This is a genomic window from Mycobacterium paraseoulense (assembly GCF_010731655.1).
Taxonomy (GTDB): domain Bacteria; phylum Actinomycetota; class Actinomycetes; order Mycobacteriales; family Mycobacteriaceae; genus Mycobacterium; species Mycobacterium paraseoulense.
In genome coordinates this window covers 2597851-2618718 of the sequence record NZ_AP022619.1, presented here as the reverse complement: position 1 = coordinate 2618718, position 20868 = coordinate 2597851, and the positions used below count along the sequence as shown (strand labels likewise).

The following is a 20868-nucleotide window of genomic DNA, read 5'->3' as shown; positions in this document are numbered from 1 at the left end:
CGTTGGGGTTCGGCCGGCGCTCAGCCGCCGTAGTTGGTCCACCATGTGTGCAGGTCTTCGAGGGCGGGGGGATCCCCGTAGACGTCGCACAGCATGAGCCTGGCCTCATTGGTCCAGATCACGTTGGGGTGGTTCTTGTAGGTCCCGCACGCGATCATTCCGGCGGTCACGGTCGGCGTGCTGTCGTGGTGCCAGCCGTCCGGTGACGCCCCCGCTCCCGGGCAGTTCATCAGTTGCACAGCGCCCACGTCGTCATCGAATGCCTTCTTCAGCGTGTCCTGATCGGCGAACAGTCCGTAGACGGCCCGAGACGGGCCGCCCTGATTGGTGTTCTGATCGCAGTCGACCATGGCCAGGGCGTTCACCCAGATGCTGTTCGACTTCGGCGTCGCGGGCGTGCAAGCGCCGCTGGGATATCCGGCGGGCAGCAGGGCGAGCAGCTTGCTCTGCGGGTTGGCGGCCCGGGTGGTTGTTGTGGTGGTGCTGGGCCTGGTGGTGCTCGACGTGGTGGAGGTGCGGTTGGCCTGCGGATTGTTGTCGTCGCCTCCCATGACTATCGCGATGCCGACGGCGGCCAGCGCGACGACTACCACCAACGCGGCGACGCCGGCGATGATCGGCCAGGGGTTGCGTCCTTTGCGGGGCGGCTGGTTCCACGCCGGGCCGCCGAATTGGGGTGGCGGGCCGCCCCAATTGGGGTTGGCGGCTTGGTAATAGGGCGGTGTGGTGGGGGGTGGGCCGGCCGCCGGGATGGGGCCGCTGTCGGGCCGCCACGTGGGAGCGCTCTGCGCGGGTGCCGGCGTCGAGCCGAGCGCGGGGTTAGGTGTCAAATCCTGTGCCGGCGGCGGCGGTGTGGGGGGAGGCGCCATGACGGTGCCCGGCAAGGTGGCTTCTTGGCTGCGGCGCAAGATGGTGGCGGCGTGGTCTTGGTCGGGGTCGCTGAGTGCGTCGTGGGCGGCCAGGGCCAGGTCGCCGGCGCTGGCGTAGCGGTCCTCGGGTTTTTTGGCCATGCCGCGGGCGATCACCGCATCGAAGCCCTTGGGAATCCCGGGACGCAGCGCGCTGGGGTGGGGAATGGGATTCATGGTGTGGGCGGTGACCAGCGCGCCCGCGCTGCTGGATGTGTAGGGCGGGGATCCGGTGAGGCATTCGTAGAGCACGCAGGCCAGGGCGTAGATGTCGGCGCGGTAGGTGACTTCGGCGTTGGAAAACCGTTCCGGGGCCATGTATTTCCAGGTCCCCACGGCGGTGCCCAACTGGGTCAGCTTTTCGTCGGTGGTGGCGCTGGCGATGCCGAAGTCGACCAGATAGGCGAAGTCGTCGCGGGTCAGCAGAATGTTTTGCGGTTTGACGTCACGGTGCATCACCCCGGCGGCATGGGCGGCATCGAGCGCCGAGGCGATCTGGGTGATGATGGCCACCGCGCGCGGCGGGGCCAGCGGGCCAAAGCGTTTGAGTACGCCGTCCAAGTCGGTGCCCTCGATCAGGCGCATCTCCAAGAACATCTGCCCGTCGATTTCGCCGTAGTCGTGGATGGGCACCACATGGGGCTCCTGCAAACGACCGGCGGTGCGGGCTTCGCGTTTCATCCGCTCCCGAAACACCGGGTCCTTGCTGAAGGTCTCCGAGAGCAGCTTGACCGCCACCGTCCACTCCTTGACGGTGTGCTCGGCCTCGTAGACCTCGCCCATTCCACCGCGGCCCAGCAGCCGTTTTAGGTGATAGGGCCCAAAATCCGACCCCGCCCGCGAGACCTGCTCATCACTCATCGCCGATCCTTCACACCCAACCACCACACCGCCGACACCCAACAATCGCCGGGCCCACCGGGCGGCCGCAACCCCCTGACCCAGCAACCATGACCGTAAGCCCCCACCCGGCCCGACGCATGACAATCACGCGATTTACCCGGGCGACGGTGTGGCTAGCTTTCGTCGTCCGCGGCGATCTGGAAGGTGAACTCGTGGTCACAGATACGGACGTGGTCGCCGTCGCGGAGCGTGGCGGCGGACCGGATTCGCTCGTGTTGCACGTGGACCCCATTGGACGACCGTAGGTCGTTGATGATGAAGCTGGTGCCCGTGTCGACGATGACGGCATGGTGGCGGCTGACTTTGGGGCTGTCCAGGACGATGTCGTTGTCACCGAGCCGCCCGATCCGGGTCGCCGCCGCCCGCAGCGGGTAGCTGCGTCCTGACGCCTCGTGCAGATAAGCGATGGCCTGCTGCCCGGATACCATGGTGTGCTGTTCGAGCACGGTGACCGTGTCGACGGCGGCGGTCTTCGCACTTCGCTTCACGTCCAGCGGTTCCTGGCGCAGGATTTGCTCGTTGAGCGACCGCAGCGTCGGCCCCGGATCGATGCCCAGGTCTTCGGCCAGTGTGGTTTTGACGCGACGGTAGGCCGCCAACGCGTCGGACTGCCGGTCGGTGACGTAGTAGGCAGTGATCAACTGGGCCCATAACGGCTCCCGGTAGGGGTGTTCGGCGGTCAGCGCCTCCAGTTCGGTGATCACGGTGGACGCACGCCCGCAGGCGATTTCGGCTTCCGCCTTGGCGCCGTGGACCAGAACCTTTTCCTCGACGAGCGAGGTGGCGTACGTGTCGACGAATTGGAATTCGCGGAGGTCCTCGAGCACCGGACCGCGCCATTCCGCCAGCGCGGCCGTCAGGTGCCGGCTGGCCTCTTCGAATCTTCCGGCGGCGGCCGCGTGCACGCCCGCGGTCTTCTCGGCAATGAATCGCCCTATATCGCAGTCACTTTCGGTGATATTGAGCCGGTATCCCGGCGGCGCCGCGGCCAACACGCCCCGCGGGTCGATGCCGGCGGTGCTGAGCAGCTTACGAAGGTTGGACACGTAGGAATGAATGCTGGCCCGTGCCCCGGACGGGGGCTCGTCGTCCCACAGGGCCGTGATGAGCCGGTCGACGGCGACCGGACTGTTGCGGTTCATCAGCAGCATGGCCAGTACCGCTCGCTGTTTGGGGGTGCCCAGGCCCACCAGAGTGCCGTCAACGCTCATCTCCAACGGCCCGAGCAGAGCGAGTTCGAGACGTTTGTCCACCACGCTTATTGGTCCTTCCGGTCCTCCGCACCCGCCGACGCAACAACGAACGCCACTACCTTGCCATTGTGCTGCCATTGTGATGGCAACCCCGGCGGATTCGATGACAACCCGCGAATAGTGCGACCGAAACGCCTTTCCCGCCGCACGATTGGAGCGGAGCGCCGCCCGGTGATCTCGGGCTACGCCCTTGTCATGGCGTAGTAGGCGCCCCGCCGGGCCAGCAGCTCGGTGTGACTGCCTTGTTCGACGATCCGGCCGGCTTCGACCACGACGATCCGGTCTGCGTCTCTGATCGTCGAAAGCCGATGCGCGATAATGAAACTCGTGCGATCCCGGCGCAGCTCCGACATGGCGCGGGCGATGAGCGCCTCGGTGCGGGTGTCGACCGAGCTGGTCGCCTCGTCGAGGATCAACAGCCGCGGCCTGGCAAGGAACGCGCGCGCGATGGTAATGAGTTGCTTTTCGCCGGCACTGATGTTGCCGCCGCCACCGCTGACGCGCGTCTGGTAGCCGGCCGGCAGAGTGTGCACAAACCGGTCGACGTACGCCGCCTTGGCGGCTTGCACCACCTCGTCCGCGCTCGCCTCGGGCCTCCCGTAGGCGATGTTCTGCGCGATCGTCCCGTCGAAGAGCCAGGTGTCCTGCAGGACCATGCCGATCCGCGACCGCAGCGACTGCCTGCTCACGGTGGTGATGTCGATGCCGTCGACCAGGATCCGGCCGGAGTCGACGTCGTAGAACCGCATGAGCAGGTTCACCAGCGTGGTCTTGCCGGCCCCCGTTGGGCCGACGATCGCCACCGTGGTCCCCGGCTCGGCCAACATCGACAGGTCGTGGATCACCGGCGTGTGCGGGCGGTAACCGAAGCTCACGTGCTGGAACTCCACCCGTCCGCCCGGGCCTCGGTCGGGCAGCGGGAGGGCGGGCTGGGGATCCGGCGATTCCTCGGGCTCGTCGAGCAGTTCGAACACCCGCTCCGCGCTGGCCACCCCGGACTGCAGGGTGTTGTACATCCCGGCCACCTGGCTGAGGGGGGCGTTGAACTGCCGGACGTACTGGATGAAGGCCTGGATGCCGCCGAGGGTGATGTGGCCGCTGGCCACCTGCAGTCCGCCCAGCACGGCGACGGCCACGTAGCCGAGGTTGCCGATGAACGCCGTCGCCGGCGCCACGAGGCCGGAGAAGAACTGAGCGCCGAAACTCGCCCCGTACACGTCGCGGTTGCAGTCGCGAAACTTTGCGCGCGCCGCGGCCTGGTGGCCGAACGTCTTGACCACCGTGAAGCCGCTGTAGGTCTCCTCGATGTGGGCGTTGAGCCGACCGATGCTCGTCCATTGCGCTACGAACAGGCGCTGTGCGCGCCGCGCGATCGCGCGCGTGGCCAGCAGGGTCAGCGGCACCGTCGCCACGGTGATCAGGGCCAGCAGCGGCGAGATGGACACCATCATCGCCAGCACGGCGACCACGGTCAGGATCGAGGTCACCAGCTGGGTGATGGTCATCGACAGCGACGACTGCACGTTGTCGATGTCGTTGGTCACCCGGCTCAACAGCTCACCCCGCTGGCGCCCGTCGAAGTAGGACAGCGGCAGCCGGTGGATCTTGTCCTCGACATCGGAACGCAGCGAGACCATCGTGCGTTGCACGGTGACGTTGAGCAGCCGTGCTTGCGCCCAAATCAGCAGCGCCGAAACCAGATACAGGGCCAGCGCGAGCGCCAGCGTTCGTGCCACCGCACCGAAGTCGACGCCCTTGCCGGGCACCACACCCATTCCCGACAGGAGGTCGGCGAAGGTGTTGTCTCCCCGCGCCCGGGCGGCGGCAACGGCCTGCGCCTTGGTGATGCCCGCGGGGAGCTGCCGCCCGATGACGCCGTTGAACAACAGATCCGTGGCGTGGCCGAGGATGCGCGGGACGATGACCCCGATAACCGTCCCGGCGATGCCGAGGCTGATCACCGCGATGCTCAGCCGCCGTTGCGGTGCAAGCCGTTTCACCAGCCGGATGGCCGATCCCCAGAAGTCGCGGGACCGTCCGGCCGGTACCGGGGTCGCACCACGAGTGGCCGCGACGGTCATGGCGCGCCGCCGAATTGACCAGATCGCACGGCGCTCACCGACTGAGAGTCGGCGAACTCCGCATAAGTGGGGCAGTCGGAGAGCAGCGATTCGTGCGTGCCGGTGCCCACCAGTCTGCCGTTGTCGACGACGATCACCTGGTCGGCCCGGGCGGCGGTCGAGACCCGCTGGGTGACAAGGATGACCGTGGTTGCGCCCGCCATCTGTTGTAGCGACGCGCGGACCCGCGCGTCGGTGTGCACGTCGAGCGCGCCGAACGAGTCGTCGAAGAGGTAGATGGCGGGGCGGCGGATCACCGCCCGGGCGATCGCCAGTCGTTGCCGCTGACCGCCGGAGAAGTTGATGCCGCCCTGGGCCACCCGCATCCGCAGCCCGTCGTCGTGCGCGCGGACGAATCCGTCGGCGTCGGCCACCCGCAACGCTTCCCACATCTCGTCGTCTGTCGCGTCCGCCTTGCCGTAGCGCAGGTTGTCGGCCACGGTGCCGGAGAACAGATAGCCGCGCTGGGGTACCAGCCCGATCGCGGACCAGAGTCGCTCGGTGTGGTAATCGCGGACGTCGACGTCGTCGACCAGGACGGCGCCGCCGGTTACGTCGTAAAGCCGGCAGATCAATGACACCAGCGTCGACTTGCCCGACCCGGTGCTGCCAACGATGGCCGTGGTGGTGCCGGGCCGTGCGGTGAATGAAATATCCTGCAGCACAGGGCGATCGGCGCCCGGATAGGTGAATGTCGCGCCCTCCAAACGCACCACCCCGGCGATCCCGCCGGGCGGGAAGACCGGTCGCTGCGGATCGGTTACCGCGGCCGGGGTGGACAGCACCTCCGAGATCCGTTCGGCGCACACAGACGCTCGCGGCAACACCACCAGTGTCATCGTCGCCATCAGCACCGCCATAAGGATCTGGGTGAAGTAGGCCAGGAAAGCGGTCAGCGAGCCGACCTGCATCTGGCCCCGATCGATGCGCAACCCGCCGAACCAGATCAGCGCGACGCTGGACACGTTCACGGTCAGCGTGGTCACCGGCAGCATCACCGCTTGCCAGTTGCCTGCGGTCAGCGCGGTGTGCGACAGCGCGGCGTTGGCGCGGGCGAATCGGTCGCGCTCATAAGCTTCGCGGGCGAACGCCCGGACGACGCGCACGCCGGACAACTGGTCGCGCATGACCCGGTTGATGCCGTCGATCAGGCCTTGCATCCTGCGGAACAGGGGCAGCATGTGCGACATCACCCAGTAGTTGGTCAACGCCATGATGGGAACGCTGACCAGGAGCAGCCAGGTCAGCGCGGCCTCCTGGTGGATGGCCATCAAGATCCCGCCGATGCACATGATGGGCGCGGTGACCAGCACGGTGCTCGATATCTGAACCAGGTATTGGATCTGGCGGACGTCGTTGGTGGTGCGCGTCAACAGCGTGGGCGCGCCGAAGCGGGCGGTCTCATGCTCGGAGAAGGTGGTGACGTGTTCGAACATCGCCGCGCGCAGGTCGCGACCGAAGCCCATCCCGGTCCGCGACCCGAAGTAGACCGCCCCGACCGCGCAAAACACCTGCAGCCCGGTGACCGAGAGCATCACCATGCCGAGCCGGACGATGGTGGCCGTGTCGCCCTTGGCGACGCCCTCGTCGATGATCGCGGCGTTGACCGTCGGCAGGTACAGCGACGCGAGCGTGCTGATGCCCTGAAGCACCATCAGCACCGCGACCAGCCGTCGGTACGGCCGGATGTACTGGCGCAGCAGTGCCAGGAGCATCTGGTAACTCTCGCACACCGCGCATCGACCAGCGCAACTGAAACGCCTGCTCAGGCGCGTCGGTGGTTGACCCGCTGAGCTGCCGCTACAGTGCATCGTGTGGACCGGGAGCAGGCTGAGCAAGAGCAGGGTAGCGGTGCGGCGTAATTCAAGGGCGCTGGCCGTCGCGGCGTCGGCCTTGATGATCCTGGCCCCCGTGGTCGCGGCGTGCTCTGATTCCGGCGGCAACAAACCGGGAGCGACGTCCTCGTCGGCGCCGGGCAACTCGGAGGGCCACCACGGGCCGATGTTCCCCCAATGCGGCGGCGTCAGCGATCAGACGGTGGCCGAGCTGACCAAGGTGACCGGTCTGATCAACACCGCCCGGAACTCCGTCGGCTGCCAGTGGCTGGCGGGCGGCGGCATCCTCGGTCCGCACTTTTCCTTTTCCTGGTATCGCGGCAGCCCGATCGGGCGTGAGCGCAAGACCGAAGAACTGTCGCGCGCTAGCGTCGACGACATCAACATCGACGGACACAGCGGATTCATCGCCATCGGCAACGAGCCGAACCTGGGTGACTCGCTCTGCGAGGTGGGCATCCAATTCCAGGACGACTTCTTCGAATGGTCGATCAGCTTCAGCCAAAAGCCGTTCCCGCCGCCATGCGACATAGCCAAAGAATTGGCGCGTCAGTCGATTGCGAACTCCAAATGACCAGAAGTAGCGCCCGCGCCGTCGTTGCCGTCCTCATCGCCGCCCTGCTGGTGGTGACCGGATGTTCGAGGTCGATCGGGGGTACCGCCATCAAGGCGGGCGGGCCCACCCGCAACAACAACTCCCAACAGCAGTATCCGAACCTGCTCAAGGAGTGCGAGGTACTGACCAGTGACATCCTGGCCAAGACGGTGGGCGCCGACCCGCTCGACATTCAGAGCACGTTCGTCGGCGCCATCTGCCGGTGGCAGGCCGCCAACCCCGCCGGGCTGATCGACATCACCCGGTTCTGGTTCGAGCAGGGCAGCCTCAGCAACGAACGCAAGGTCGCCGACTTCCTGAAGTACAAGGTCGAGACGCGGAACATCGCCGGGATCGATTCGATCGTGATGCGCCCGGACGACCCGAACGGCGCCTGCGGAGTGGCCAGCGACGCGGCCGGCGTGGTCGGGTGGTGGGTCAACCCCCAGGCGCCGGGCATCGATGCCTGCGGTCAGGCCCTCAAGCTGATGGAGCTGACGCTGGCCACCAACTCGTAGCGCAATCAATCAGCGCGGCACCTCGAACCCGATCAGCTCGGCGCGACCGAGTTCGAGATCCTTCCATCCGGACGGGACGGTCAGCACGGCGATCGCAGACGTCGGGAACTTGGCCGAAATCCGTTCGGCCGTAGCCGCATCGGTGCCCCTGCCGGCCAGGCCGAGGGCCAGGGCAGACATCGTCGGCTCGTGGCCGACGACAAGCAGCGTTTCGACTTCCTCGCCGACCGCGTTGATTTCCTCGATCATGGTGCCGGGTGTGGCGCCGTAGAGCCGCTCGCTGTACCGCACCGGAGCGTCAATGCCCGTGTTGGCCAACGTCTGCCGCGCACGGGTCGCGGTCGAGCACAGCACGGCGTCGATGGCCGGGGCGTCGGCGCGCAGCCAATCACCGGCGAGCCCGGCTTGCTTGATGCCGCGGGGTGCCAGCGGCCGATCGTGGTCGGCGACCCCGGGCGGGTAGTCGGATTTGGCGTGACGCATCAACAGCAACGTGCGCTGATCTTTCACGGCAGCCACGTTAACCCCTATGCCGCGTCGTCGTCATCGTCGTCGTCGTGGCCGTCGGGTAGGAGTTTTTCGGGGTGGTGGTAGGGGTTGGTGCGGGGTTGGCGGCGGTCCAGATGTGGGGGTGGGATCCATTCGGTGTCACCGTTGGCGTCCTTGCGGGTGGTCCAGCCGTCGGGTTTGAGCATGCGGTGGTGGGGTCCGCAGGCGAAGGTGAGGCCGGTGATGTCGGTGCGGCGGGATTGCGCGTAGTCGGTGACGTGGTGGACCTCGCAGAGGTAGCCGGGCACGGTGCATCCGGGTGCGGTGCAGCCGCGGTCCTTGGCGTAGAGGACAATTCGCTGCCCGGGACAGGCTAGCCGTTTGGTGTGGTACAGCGCCAAAGGCTTGGCGTTGTCGAAGACGGCCAGGTAGTGGTGGGCGTGGCGGGCCAGGCGGATGACGTCGCTGATGGGCAGGCGGGTGCCGCCGCCGGTTATTCCGGTGCCGGCGGCGGCCTGCAGGTCTTGCAGCGTGGTGGTGACGACGATGGAGGCCGGTAGACCGTTGTGCTGGCCGAGTTTCCCCGAGGCCAGTAGCGCACGTGAGGCCGCCAGTAGTCCGTCGTGGTTGCGTTGGGCGGCGCTGCGGGCGTCGCGGTCGATGGCCTCCTGGGTGGGGGCCCCGTCCACGCACGGGGTGTCATCGAGGGGGTTGCACATGCCGGGAGCGGCCAGCTTGGCCAGTACCGCCTCCAGGGTGGCGCGGGCCTCGGGGGTGAGCAGGCCGCGCAGTTCGGACATGCCGTCGGGGCCTTGTTTGCCCAACGCGAGGCCGCGGCGGCGGGCGCGGTCGTCGTCGGTGTAGGTGCCGTCGGGGTTGAGGCAGTCGGCCACGTGGTCGGCGAGCGCGGCGAGTTGTTCGGGGCGATACCGCGTTCCGTGAGCGGCCAGGTCGGCCTCGACCGTCTGGCGGGTGGCGGCGTCGACCCAGCCGGGCAGCTGGTGAAAGAACCGGCGGATCACCGCCACCTGCCCGGCACCCAGCGTGCCGGCGCGCTGGGCGGCCGCGGTGGCCGGCAGCGTCGGCGCCAGCGGTTCACCGGTGAGCCCGTGCCGCGGCCCCAAATCGGTGGCCTCCCGCACCCGCCGCGACGCCTCGGCGCGGCTGATCAACGTGGCCTCGGCGATCGCATGCGACACGGTGCCGCCCAACTCCTCGGGGGTGGCTTGGCGGGCCAGGGAGTTGATCAGCGGATGCTCGAGGGCCGGCAGTTGGCGGCGCACCTTTTCGCAGCGCTCCAGCATCGCCAGCTGTTGCCGAATGTTCATCGCGTCGACCGGCAACGCGCGAGCGCGGGCCAAGACCGCATCAAGGTCGTCGAACACCGCGTCGACCTCGTCATTGCCACCCGAATTCATGACCCCGAAACTAGCCACCCCCACCGACAAAAACCGCCGCCAGATCGCCACAGATGCACACTCGAAAAAAAGCCGCAAAGTAGCCGCTCGGAGACCTGCCGACCGAGGTCCCGCGTCTTGTCGGTGTGCGGACTTAAGCTCGCAATGCCCTGGTAACCACACGCTTCGAAAGGGGGCCGCCGACATGCGATTCCTGCACACCGCGGACTGGCAGCTCGGCATGACCCGGCACTTCCTCGCCGGCGACGCCCAGCCGCGCTACTCCGCGGCCCGGCGCGACGCGGTGGCCGGCCTGGGAGCGCTGGCGACGGAGGTGGGTGCCGAGTTCGTCGTCGTGTGTGGTGACGTGTTCGAACACAATCAACTTCCCCCGCGGGTTGTCGGGCAATCCTTGGAAGCCATGCGCGCCATCGGAATTCCGGTCTACCTGCTGCCGGGCAACCACGATCCACTGGACGCGTCGTCCGTCTACACCAGCGCGCTGTTCACCGCCGAACGCCCCGACAACGTGGTGGTGCTCGACCAGGCCGGCATCCATCAGGTGAGGCCCGGGCTGGAGATCGTCGCCGCGCCATGGCGATCCAAAGCCCCGACCACCGACCTGGTCGCCGACGTCCTCGAGAAGCTGACTCCTGAGCCGGTCACCCGGATCCTGGTCGGGCACGGCGGGGTCGACGCCCTGGACCCCGACCGCGACAAGCCTTCCCTGATTCGGCTTGCCGCGGTCGATGACGCGCTGGCGTCCGGCGCGGTGCACTACGTGGCATTGGGGGACAAGCATTCTCGCACCCTCGTGGGCGACAGCGGCCGCGTCTGGTATTCGGGGGCGCCGGAAGTCACCAACTTCGACGACGTGGAATCGGACCCCGGTCACGTCCTCGTCGTCGACATCGACGAAACCGACCCGGCCCGCCCGGCGACGGTGGAATCGCGGCGCGTGGGCCGTTGGCGGTTCGTCACGTTGCATCGACAAGTCGACACCCGGCGCGACATCGCCGACCTCGACGTGAACCTGGACCTGATGACCGACAAGGACCGCACCGTGGTGCGGTTGGCGCTCACCGGATCGCTGACGGTCACCGACCGCGCCGCGCTGGACGCCTGCCTGGACAAGTACGCGCGGTTGTACGCGTGGCTCGGCTTGTGGGAACGCCACACCGACCTGGCGGTCATCCCCGCCGACGGCGAATTCAGCGATCTCGGTATCGGGGGTTTCGCCGCGGCGGCGGTCGACGAGTTGGTGGCGACCGCGCGCGAGGGGGACTCCGAGACCGCAGTCGACGCGCAGGCGGCACTGGCCTTGCTGCTGCGGCTCACCGATCGGGGCGCCGCGTGAAGCTGCACCGCCTGATCCTGAAGAATTATCGGGGCATCGCGCACCGCGAGATAGAGTTTCCCGACCACGGTGTCGTGGTGGTGTGCGGCGCCAACGAGATCGGCAAGTCGTCCATGATCGAAGCGCTGGACCTGTTACTGGAGTCCAGGGACCGCTCGACGAAGAAGGAAGTCAAGCAGGTCAAACCCACCAACAGCGACGTCGGCTCCGAGGTGAGCGCCGAATTAAGCTGCGGCCCTTATCGATTCGTCTACCGCAAGCGGTTCCACAAGAAGTGCGAAACCGAGCTGACGATTCAGGCGCCGCACCGCGAGCAGCTCACCGGCGACGAGGCGCACGAACGTGTCCGCGCGATGCTGGCCGAGACGGTGGACAGCGACCTGTGGCATGCCCAGCGGGTGCTGCAAGCGGCGTCGACCGCCGCGGTGGATCTGTCGGGCTGTGACGCACTGTCGCGCGCGCTCGACGTCGCGGCCGGCGACACCGGGGCGCTGTCCGGCGCCGAACCGCTGCTCATCGAACGAATCGACGCCGAATACGGACGCTACTTCACCGCGACCGGCCGTCCGACGGGCGAATGGGCCGCGGCGATCGCCCGGCTGGCCGACGCGGAGGCCGCGGTCGCGGAGTGCGCGGCGGCGGTCGCCGAGGTCGACGAGCGGGTGTGTCGGCACGCCGTCCTGACGGAACGGGTGGCCGAGTTGTCGCAGCGGCGCATCGCCGCCCGCCCCCGGCTTGCCGCCGCGCGAGAGGCCGTGGAAAGGATCGACGAACTGACGGGCCAGGCGCGCGAGGCCGAGTTGATCGCCGCCGCCGCGGAGGCGACGAGCGCCGCGGCGGCAACCGCTCACCACTCACGTCTGCAACTTCTCGCCGAAATCGACGTCCGCGCAGCCGGTGTCGCGGCCGCCGAGACGCAGGCGCAAGAAGCCGCCACGGCGCGCGCGGCCGCGAATGTCGAAGCCGAGGCCGCCGAACTGGCGGCCCGGGAAGCCACCGAGGCCCTCGCGGAGCTGCACCGCCGCGCGGAATCCGCCCGCCGCGCCGTCGTGCAGCTGGCCGACCGCGAGGAGGCTGACCGGTTGAGCGCCCGATTGACCAAGATCGAGGCCATCCAGCGGGACCGCGACCGGGTGTGCGCAGAACTCCGCGAGATCGCCGTCACCGAGCAGCTATTGCGACGAATCGAGGACGGCGCCGTCGCGGTCGATCGCATCGGCGACCAGTTGGCGTCGACGTCCACGGCAGTCGAGTTCACCGCCGCCGCGGACGTGGAGCTCTCGATCGGCGACCAACGGGTGTCGTTGGCCGAGGGTCGAACCTGGTCGATTACCACCACGGGACCCACCACGGTCGAGGTCCCCGGCGTCCTGACAGCGCGGATCACTCCAGGCGCGACGACGCTCGACATTCACGCAAAACACGCTGCGGCACAAGAAGATCTGGCGGCGGCGTTGGCCGCTGGTGGGGTCGTTGACCTGGCCGCCGCCCGGTCCGCCGACCAGCGTCGCCGCGAACTGCAGGGCAGCCGCGACCAGCTGAGCGCCACCCTGGCCGGCTTGTGCGGTGACGAAGAGATCGACCAGCTGCGGTTGCGGCTCACGCAGCTTCGTGCTGGGCAGCCGGCCGGGGTGGAGTTCCACGCTATCGACATCGACGCCGCGCGCGCCGACCTCGATACGATCGAGACGGCTCGCCTGGCCGCGGTGGCCGATTGCGACGACCGCCGCCGGGACGCCACCGCTGCCGCCACTCGGCTCACCGAGTTGGCCACCCGCGCAACAGTTCTGCAGAACACCCTGGAGACTCAACGCAGCGAACTCACAGCGGCCAACGACCGGCTGACCGAAGAACGGGCGTCGGCCGGCGATGACGATCTCGCGTCGTTGGCGGATACCGCGCAGCAGGCGGCGCGGGCCGCGCAACGTCGTCACGCCGAACTGGCCGACAGACTGGCGGCGGCCAGGCCTGATGCCGTGCACGACGAATTAGCCGCTGCCACGAAGGAAACCGAGGAATTGCGCGAGCGCTACGAGGAGGCGGCCCGCGCGTTGCGCGAGATCACCATCGAACTCTCGGTGTTCGGCAGCGAGGGCCGCCAAGGCAAGCTCGACGCCGCGGAAACCGAGCGCGAGCACGCCGTCAGCGAGCACATCCGGGTCGGCAGCCGGGCCCGGGCCGCGCGGTTGCTGCGCGCGGTGATGACACGCCACCGCGACACCACCCGGCAGCGCTACGTCGAGCCCTACCGCGCGGAGCTGCAACGGCTCGGCCGGCCGGTGTTCGGGCCCACGTTCGAGGTCGACATCGACAGCGACCTCTGCATTCGCAGCCGCACGCTCGACGGCGTCACGGTGCCCTACGAATCACTGTCGGGCGGGGCGAAGGAGCAACTCGCCATCCTGGCGCGGCTGGCCGGCGCCGCCCTGGTCGCCAAGGAGGACGCCGTTCCGGTGGTGGTCGACGACGCGCTCGGCTTCACCGATCCCGACCGGTTGGCCAAGATGGGCGAGGTATTCGACACAGTGGGCGCGCACGGGCAGGTGATCGTGCTCACCTGCAGCCCCGACCGGTACGACGGCGTCAAGGGCGCGCACCGCATCGACCTGAGCGCCTAGCGCCAACGCGTTGAGCTGCGTCGAACGCCTCGGGTGGACCGCTGCGACGGTGCCCGCCGGCGGTCCCGGCAGAATGGGATCATGGTGGGCCGACACAGATGACGATGAATGCGAAACGTCGCCGGGCGCAGGAGAAGCTCGCGGCACTGCCCGGTGTGCGACCCGTGCGCCGGCCGGTCTCGCCGGATAGCACGGAAGAGTTCGATCTGTACTACGTGCGCACCGGCCGGAAGTCGGCACACCCGCTGGTCATCATCCCGGGTGGTCCTGGGGTGGCGTCGGTGCAGATGTACAAGGGACTGCGGTGTCGCGCGGCCGCTGCCGGCCTGGACGTCATCATGATCGAGCACCGCGGAGTGGGCATGTCGCGCCACGACGACTCCGGCGAGGATCTGCCCCCCGAGGCGATCACGGTGAACCAGGTCGTCGATGACATCGCCGCCGTGCTCGACGACGCCCATGTCGACTCGGCCGTCATCTACGGCGCGTCGTACGGCACCTACATCGCGTCCGGTTTCGGCGTGCGCCATCCGGGCCGGGTGCGGGCGATGATCCTGGATTCGCCGCTGTTGTCGCGGCATGACGTCGTGATCGTTCGCCACGCGATCCGTCGGCTGCTGCTTCGCGGTGACAGCCCCGAGACCGCCGCGCTGGCGCCCAAAATGCGCAAGCTCGTCGACGCGGGGGTGATGACCGCGGCGGCCACCCAGGTCGTGGCGACGATCTATGGCTACGGCGGCGCCGAGCTGCTCGAGCGACAGCTCGACCTGCTGCTGGATGGGCGAAAGTTGTTGTGGTGGGCGCTGTCCCGGTTCTCGACGCTGAGCAACCTGCCCTATCGCTACGAGGAGGACCTGGTGAGCCGCATCGCGTTCCGGGAACTGAACTACGCTGCCGAGCCCGACGGACTACCGCTCGACCCCGCCGTGGCGGAACGTGAAGCGCGCACGCAGACCGCGACTTTCGAGGACGAGCCGTACGACCTGGTGGCCGAGATGCCGCATTTCACCTGGCCGACCGCGGTGGTCTCCGGCGGCCGCGACCTCATCACGCCGCCGGCCGTCGCCGAGCGGGTAGCCGCGCTGCTGCCCAACGCGGTGCTGTTGAAGCTGCCCAGCATGGCGCACAGCGCGCTGGACTTCCGCGAGCCCGCCGCGATCGCCATCGCCCGGGCGGTGTGGCGGGGTGAGCTCGACGGGCTCGCCGCGAAAGCGCCTGCGCTCGACGCGCTTCCGGCGCGCCCCGAGCTGCGGCTGCTGTGGAAGGCGATCGGGGTGGCCGCCGCTATTGAGGGCGCGCTGCCGATCCCGGCGCGGCTACGCCGGATCAGCCGCGCATGAACCCGATGGCGGTGTAGCGGAGGTCGCCCAGGCCGGGCGCGCCGAAATTCGCCAGCGTGCTGCGGACCGCGACGTCGCCGGGCGACTGCGTCAGCGGCAGGCTGAACCCCTCGGCCCAGATGAGTTTGTCGAGATCGTTGGCCAACGCCTGCGCCTTGCCGGGATCGAGTTCTTGCAGGGTCCGCTCGATCGCCGCGTCGATCTGCGGGCTGCCGATTTTGCCGAAGTTGCTCTCCCCGCCCGACAGGTAGATCTGCGTAAGTGCCGAGAGCGGAAAAGCGTCACCGAGCCAACCGAATTGGGCGATGTCGAAAGCCCCGACGTTGATGTAGTTGGTGAAGAACCCGCTGCCGGACCTGGACACCAGTTCGAGCTTGACGCCGATCTGCGCGAGGCTGTGCTGGGCGATCTGGGCGAACTGACGGCTACCCTGGGCGTCATAGAACAGATCGCGGACGACCAGTGGGCGGCCGTCCTTCTCGCGGAACTGGCCGTTCAACCTCCAGCCCAGGGCATCGAGCTCCCGCTTGGCCTCGTCCGGGTCATAGGGGACGACCGCGCTGTTGTCCTGGTAGCCCTCCTGCCCGGCGACATAGATGTGGTTGCCCAACGCCGCCGGATCACTCGTGAGGCCGTATTGGACGACCTTGGCGATGGTGCGGCGGTCGATGCCTTTGGCCACCGCGAGGCGCAGCGCCTTGTCGGCCAGGATCGACCCCGGGGCGCCGTTGAACGTGAAGTGAGACCATGCCGGGGCGGGCGCGCGGCGGATCGTAATCCCCTTCGTGCGCCGAGCGATGGTCAGCTGGTCGACGGTGCCGACGCCGGTCGCGTCGATGGTGTTGTTCTGCAGGGCGGGCAGCCGCGCGGCGTCATCGAGGACCAGGTAGGTGATGTTGTCCAACCGTGGCCGGGCGCCCCACCATTTCGGGTTGCGGGACAACACGATCCGTTGTGTGGTCCGGTCCAGTGACGTGACGATGAAGGGGCCCGCCGAGGGTCCGGGCCCATCGAGTTGGCCCTTGTTGAACGCCTCCGGCGTGGCCGTCATGCTCCTGGGCAGCAGCATGCCGTTGCCGGCGAACATGCCACGCCACTCGGCGTACGGCTTGGCGAAGGTCACGACGGCTTGCCGGTCGTCGACACCTCGGGTGACCGACGCGACACGGTCGGCCCCGCTGGGCCCGGCGATCTCAAAGGTCTTGTCGGCGCCGCTCAACGCATGGATCTGGCTGGCGATGTCTTCCCACGTAATCGGCGTTCCGTCGGACCACACCGCCTGCGGGTTGATCGTGTAGGTCACCACTTGCGGTGCGGTCCCGGTGAGTTCGACGCTGGTGAAGTAGTCGGTGTCGACAGCCGTCGAGCCGTCGGCGCCGATGATGAAGGCCCGCGGCAGGGTGGCCTTCATCATCGCGGCGACCTCGGCCGAATTGCCGTCGATGTGCAGGATGTTGAAGTTCGGCGGGAAGTCGCTGAGCGCCAGTCGCAGGCTGCCGCCGTCTTGCAGGGTGGCGGGGTCCCGTGGGTTGATGTCGCTGGTGGTGCCGATCTCGGCACTGCGGCCGCTTTCGGGCGCCAGGTTGATGGCCGGTGAGCATCCGGACACCGCCAGCGCCGTCGCGACGATCGCCGTCGCTACCCGCCTAGACACGTCTGCCCGGATCCGGTTGTGGCACGGCGCCCAGCAGCCGCCGGGTGTACTCGTGCTGCGGGTCTTCGAACACCTGCCGGCTCTCGCCTTGCTCGACGATCGTGCCGGCATACATGACCACCACGTGGTGCGCGAGGTGTCTGACCACCGAAAGGTCATGGGATACGAAGAGATACGACAGGCCGAAGCGCTCCTGCAGGTCGAGCAGCAGGTTGATGATGCCGGCCTGGATGGAGACGTCGAGGGCGGAGACCGGCTCGTCGAGCGCCAGGATCTTCGGCTGCAACGCCAGCGCCCGCGCGATGCCGATGCGCTGCTTCTGCCCGCCGGAGAACTCGGCGGGGTATCGGGCGGCGTCGGCTCGGCGCAATCCCACGATGTCGAGCAACTCGGCGACGCGCGCGTTGGTCTCGCTCTTACCGAAGTCGTTGGCCAGCAACGGCTCGGCGATCAGGTCGGATACCGGCAGCCGGGGGTCCAGTGCCGCCACCGGGTCTTGGAACACCACCTGGATGTCGCGTCGCAGCGAGCGTCGTTTCGACGCGCTCAGCGTCGCCACGTCGGTGCCCAGCACTTCGATCGAACCTGATTGCGGGGCAACCAATTCCAGAATTTCGTGGAGGGTGGTCGACTTACCCGAGCCGGACTCGCCGACGATGCCCAGGGTGCGGCCCGCCCGCAACTCGAAACTGACGCCGTCGACCGCGCGTACCTCCCCGACGGTGCGGCGCAATACCAGGCCTTTGGTCAGGGCAAAGGTCTTGACCAGATCGCGCACCCGCACGACGACCGGCGAGTCGCCGGACACCGTGGTATGCGCCTCGGTGTTGACCCCGTAGATCTCCGCGGCGGTGCGTCCGTTGACCTGGTCGGTGCGGATGCAGGCCGCTAGGTGATCGGCGCCCACGGGGAGCAACTCCGGTTCCTCCGCGCGGCATTCGTCGATGACCAGGGGGCAGCGCGTCGCGAAGGGGCAGCCCGGGTCCAGCCCGATCAACGACGGGGGCGCGCCCGGGATGGGCACCAGCCGGGTGCCCTGCTCGGCATTGAGCCGCGGCACCGAGCCCAGCAGACCGACGGTGTAGGGCATCTGGCGATCGCGGTAAAGGTCATTCACGCCTGCGGATTCGACGACGCGGCCGGCGTACATCACCAGCGCCCGGTCGGCGAACTCGGCGACCACGCCGAGGTCGTGGGTGATGATCAGCACCCCGGCGCCGGTGATGTCGCGTGCTGTCTTGAGCACCTCGAGGATCTGCGCCTGCACGGTGACGTCCAGGGCGGTGGTGGGCTCGTCGCAGATCAGCAGGTCTGGGTCGTTGGCGATCGCGATCGCGATGACCACCCGCTGGCGCTCGCCGCCGGACAGTTCGTGCGGGAACGCGCGGGCACGCCGTTCGGGCTGAGCGATACCGACCAGATTGAGCAGTTCCACCGCGCGCCGGCGGGCGGCTTTTTTGCCCACATGCGGTTGGTGGATCTCGATCGCCTCGGCGATCTGGTCCCCGACGGTGTAGACGGGTGTGAGCGCCGACATCGGATCCTGGAACACCATGCCGACCGTCTTGCCGCGAAACCTCGACATCGCATCGTCGCCCAGACCGAGCAACTCGGTATCGTGCAACCGCACCGAGCCGCGCACCTGCGCGTACTCCGGGAGCAGACCCACCACCGCCATCGCGGAAACCGACTTTCCCGAGCCGGATTCGCCGACCATGGCGACGACTTCGCCCGGGGCGATGCTGTAGCTGATGCCGCGCACCGCGGTCACCGGTTTGCCGTCCGTCGGGAAACTGACGGCCAGATCGGTCACCTCGAGCAGCGCGGTCACCGGGCGACCCCCCGCAGCATGCCGCTGCCGGGATCCAGCGCGTCGCGCAGACCGTCGCCGGTCACGTTGGCGCACACCAGGATCAGTACCAGAACGCCCGCCGGAAACAAGAACACCCAGGGGAAGGTGGTCGCGGACTGGGTGCCGTTGGCGATCAACGTGCCCAGCGACACGTCCGGCGGCTGGATGCCGAAACCGAGAAAGCTCAGCCCGGTCTCGGCCAGGATTGCCGAGGCGACGTTGAGGGCGGCGTCGATGATGAGAATGGAGGCCACGTTGGGTACCACGTGGCGGAGGATTATCCGGCGACTGGACACGCCCATGTACCTTGCGGCCCTGATGAACTCGCGTTCACGCAGACTCATGGTCATGCCGCGTACCATCCGGGAGCTGATCATCCAGCCGAAGCCGGCGAGCAGCAGGACGAGCATCAGGATGTTGGCCGAGCTCTTGGTTCGCGGTGTGACGATGGCGATGAGGATGAAGCTGGGCACCACCAACAGCAGGTCGACCAACCACATCAGTGCGCGGTCCCGCCAGCCACCGAAATAGCCGGCGATCGAGCCGACGGTGGCGGCGATGCCGGTCGAGATGACCGCCACGCAGACACCGATCAGCATCGACTTCTGCATGCCCCGCAGGATCTGCGCCAGCAGGTCCTGCCCCAGCGCGTTGGTGCCCAACCAGTGGCGGCTGTTTGGCGGTTGCAGCAGCGCGTCGAAATCGAGGTCGTCGTAGGAATACGGCAGCACCGCCGGCAGCGTGTAGCAACCGACGAACAGCAGCACCAGCAGCACCAGCGCCGCGACCGCCAACCGGTTGCGGACGAACCTGCGCAGCACCAGGGTGCGGCGCGAGGTGAACTCCGAGGTCGTTGGGGCGGAGATCCCTTGAGCGGCTTGAGCTTTGGGCTCGGCCGTCATGAGACCCGAACTCTCGGGTCGAGGGCGGCGTAGAAGACGTCGGAGAGCAGGCCGGCCAGGAGCACGACGGTGCCGGAAAACAGCGTGATCGCGGCGATGATGTAGGTGTCCTGCGTCGCGATGCCCTGCACCAGCCATTCACCCATGCCGTGCCAGCCGAAGATCTTCTCCACGAACACCGCGCCGGTGACCAGCCCGGCGACACCGTAGGCGAACAGGGTGGCCAGGGGTATCAGCGCCGTGCGCAGCCCGTGCTTCACCAGCGCGCGGCGGCGGGTGAGCCCTTTGGCGCGGGCCGTTCGGATGAAGTCCTGCCCCAGGACGTCGAGCATCGCGTTGCGCTGATAACGGCTGTATCCGGCGGCGGCCGCCAGGGTCAGGGTGAGCGTGGGCAGGATCAGATGGCGCAACCGGTCCACCAGGTGGTGCCAGGCCCCACCAGCCACACCCGGCGACGTTTCCCCGGTGTAGTCGAAAAGGTGCACGCTGAAAGCCCAGTTCACCCGGAGTGCGCCGAGGATCAAGAGGCTGGCGATGACGAACGTCGGGGTGCTCAGGACCAGCAGCGCCATCATCGTGACGAGGCGGTCGCTGAGTCGGTATTGGCGGATGGCTCCCCGGGCCCCGGCCGCGATGCCCAGGACGGTGCCCGCCAGCGACCCGACGACCAGGAGCCGCAGGGTGACTCCGACGCGCCGCCACAGCGTGGCGCCGACGGGCTGGCCGGTGATGGTCTTGCCGAAGTCGCCGCGAATGGCGTGGGCGGCCCACTGCGCGTAGCGGATCGGTATCGGCTTGTCCAGGTTGAGCGCGTGCGCCTTGGCGTCGATGACCGACTGCGGCGGGCGCGGACTGCGCTGCAACAGGCTGTCCAGGGGCCGGAAGGCGACCGATGTGAGGCAGAAGGTCAGAAACGATGCCAGCGCCAGCAGCACGACGTAGTTGAGCAGCCGGCGCGCCAAGAAGCGAATCATCCCCGACCGCACCGCCCGCCTCGCATTGGGACAGGTTAACGAGCCGGGCCCGGACCGGCCCGGTTCGGCGGCCCGATCCTTGTGATCAGGCTGATTTTCATGCGTCAATAATCGATGGCCCGTTGTTAACATCCACCGCGGCACCGATGCAGG

General features: G+C 68.0%; 15 protein-coding genes. 5 read left to right on the top strand and 10 right to left on the bottom strand.

Features of this window, described 5'->3' with window-relative positions; genetic code table 11:
* Positions 1-20: 20 nt before the first annotated feature.
* The 4 genes from G6N51_RS11995 to G6N51_RS11980 form a co-directional block, all read right to left on the bottom strand.
* A complete protein-coding gene (locus G6N51_RS11995; RefSeq protein WP_163750697.1) occupies positions 21-1769 on the bottom strand; it encodes a serine/threonine-protein kinase in 1749 nt (582 codons plus the stop codon).
* Between the two features lie 155 nt (positions 1770-1924).
* A complete protein-coding gene (gene embR / locus G6N51_RS11990; protein WP_232078549.1) occupies positions 1925-3022 on the bottom strand; it encodes an ATPase/transcriptional regulator EmbR in 1098 nt (365 codons plus the stop codon).
* A gap of 224 nt (positions 3023-3246) precedes the next feature.
* A complete protein-coding gene (locus tag G6N51_RS11985; protein WP_163750695.1) occupies positions 3247-5145 on the bottom strand; it encodes an ABC transporter ATP-binding protein in 1899 nt (632 codons plus the stop codon).
* Entirely contained in the window at positions 5142-6899 is a 1758-nt protein-coding gene (locus tag G6N51_RS11980) for an ABC transporter ATP-binding protein (protein ID WP_083176770.1), read from the bottom strand. Before G6N51_RS11980 ends, G6N51_RS11985 begins: the two co-directional genes overlap by 4 nt.
* 181 nt (positions 6900-7080) lie before the next feature.
* Between G6N51_RS11980 and G6N51_RS11975 the strand changes: the two genes are divergently transcribed.
* The gene (locus tag G6N51_RS11975; RefSeq protein ID WP_276055476.1) at positions 7081-7593 is read left to right on the top strand and encodes a DUF3558 domain-containing protein; all 513 of its coding nucleotides are present in this window, start codon (positions 7081-7083) and stop codon (positions 7591-7593) included.
* Positions 7590-8132, top strand: coding sequence for a DUF3558 domain-containing protein (locus tag G6N51_RS11970; RefSeq protein WP_083176774.1), 543 nt, complete (start codon positions 7590-7592; stop codon positions 8130-8132). Before G6N51_RS11975 ends, G6N51_RS11970 begins: the two co-directional genes overlap by 4 nt.
* Before the next feature lie 9 nt (positions 8133-8141).
* On the opposite strand, the gene G6N51_RS11965 is transcribed toward G6N51_RS11970, so the two are convergent.
* Both G6N51_RS11965 and G6N51_RS11960 read right to left on the bottom strand, forming a co-directional pair.
* The gene (locus G6N51_RS11965) at positions 8142-8642 is read right to left on the bottom strand and encodes a SixA phosphatase family protein (protein WP_142275292.1); all 501 of its coding nucleotides are present in this window, start codon (positions 8640-8642) and stop codon (positions 8142-8144) included.
* Positions 8643-8659: 17 nt separating this feature from the next.
* The gene (locus G6N51_RS11960) at positions 8660-10039 is read right to left on the bottom strand and encodes an HNH endonuclease signature motif containing protein (RefSeq protein WP_163750693.1); all 1380 of its coding nucleotides are present in this window, start codon (positions 10037-10039) and stop codon (positions 8660-8662) included.
* Between the two features lie 184 nt (positions 10040-10223).
* On the opposite strand from G6N51_RS11960, the gene G6N51_RS11955 reads away from it, so the two are divergent.
* The 3 genes from G6N51_RS11955 to G6N51_RS11945 all read left to right on the top strand — a co-directional run bounded on the left by G6N51_RS11955 (position 10224) and on the right by G6N51_RS11945 (position 15333).
* The gene (locus G6N51_RS11955) at positions 10224-11375 is read left to right on the top strand and encodes a metallophosphoesterase family protein (RefSeq protein WP_083170114.1); all 1152 of its coding nucleotides are present in this window, start codon (positions 10224-10226) and stop codon (positions 11373-11375) included.
* Positions 11372-13993: an AAA family ATPase gene (locus G6N51_RS11950; RefSeq protein ID WP_083170116.1), complete on the top strand. Its 2622-nt coding sequence runs from the start codon at positions 11372-11374 to the stop codon at positions 13991-13993. The genes G6N51_RS11955 and G6N51_RS11950 overlap by 4 nt, the downstream gene beginning before the upstream one ends.
* Before the next feature lie 98 nt (positions 13994-14091).
* Positions 14092-15333, top strand: a complete 1242-nt coding sequence (locus G6N51_RS11945; protein ID WP_083170118.1) for an alpha/beta hydrolase — start codon at positions 14092-14094, stop codon at positions 15331-15333.
* On the opposite strand, the gene G6N51_RS11940 is transcribed toward G6N51_RS11945, so the two are convergent.
* From G6N51_RS11940 to G6N51_RS11925, 4 genes are read right to left on the bottom strand one after another with little or no spacing between them, the layout of a single operon-like run.
* A complete protein-coding gene (locus G6N51_RS11940) occupies positions 15320-16963 on the bottom strand; it encodes an ABC transporter family substrate-binding protein (protein WP_372510056.1) in 1644 nt (547 codons plus the stop codon). The two genes, G6N51_RS11945 and G6N51_RS11940, sit on opposite strands and share 14 nt — an antisense overlap.
* Positions 16964-16979: 16 nt before the next feature.
* Positions 16980-18818 carry an ABC transporter ATP-binding protein gene (locus G6N51_RS11935; RefSeq protein WP_083170120.1) on the bottom strand — a complete coding sequence of 613 codons (1839 nt, stop codon included), beginning with the start codon at positions 18816-18818 and terminating at the stop codon, positions 16980-16982.
* Positions 18815-19741, bottom strand: a complete 927-nt coding sequence (locus G6N51_RS11930; RefSeq protein WP_083170122.1) for an ABC transporter permease — start codon at positions 19739-19741, stop codon at positions 18815-18817. Before G6N51_RS11930 ends, G6N51_RS11935 begins: the two co-directional genes overlap by 4 nt.
* Positions 19738-20715 (bottom strand): ABC transporter permease, encoded by a 978-nt coding sequence (locus tag G6N51_RS11925; RefSeq protein WP_083170124.1) that lies wholly within the window; start codon positions 20713-20715, stop codon positions 19738-19740. The genes G6N51_RS11930 and G6N51_RS11925 overlap by 4 nt, the downstream gene beginning before the upstream one ends.
* Positions 20716-20868 lie beyond the last annotated feature (153 nt).

Coding starts and splice junctions, on each gene's coding strand:
- G6N51_RS11995 (WP_163750697.1), bottom strand. CDS start 1,769: ATGAGTGATGAGCAGGTCTCGCGGGCGGGGTCGGATTTTGGGCCCTAT.
- embR (WP_232078549.1), bottom strand. CDS start 3,022: ATGAGCGTTGACGGCACTCTGGTGGGCCTGGGCACCCCCAAACAGCGA.
- G6N51_RS11985 (WP_163750695.1), bottom strand. CDS start 5,145: ATGACCGTCGCGGCCACTCGTGGTGCGACCCCGGTACCGGCCGGACGG.
- G6N51_RS11980 (WP_083176770.1), bottom strand. CDS start 6,899: ATGCTCCTGGCACTGCTGCGCCAGTACATCCGGCCGTACCGACGGCTG.
- G6N51_RS11975 (WP_276055476.1), top strand. CDS start 7,081: ATGATCCTGGCCCCCGTGGTCGCGGCGTGCTCTGATTCCGGCGGCAAC.
- G6N51_RS11970 (WP_083176774.1), top strand. CDS start 7,590: ATGACCAGAAGTAGCGCCCGCGCCGTCGTTGCCGTCCTCATCGCCGCC.
- G6N51_RS11960 (WP_163750693.1), bottom strand. CDS start 10,039: ATGAATTCGGGTGGCAATGACGAGGTCGACGCGGTGTTCGACGACCTT.
- G6N51_RS11955 (WP_083170114.1), top strand. CDS start 10,224: ATGCGATTCCTGCACACCGCGGACTGGCAGCTCGGCATGACCCGGCAC.
- G6N51_RS11945 (WP_083170118.1), top strand. CDS start 14,092: ATGACGATGAATGCGAAACGTCGCCGGGCGCAGGAGAAGCTCGCGGCA.
- G6N51_RS11930 (WP_083170122.1), bottom strand. CDS start 19,741: ATGACGGCCGAGCCCAAAGCTCAAGCCGCTCAAGGGATCTCCGCCCCA.
- G6N51_RS11925 (WP_083170124.1), bottom strand. CDS start 20,715: ATGATTCGCTTCTTGGCGCGCCGGCTGCTCAACTACGTCGTGCTGCTG.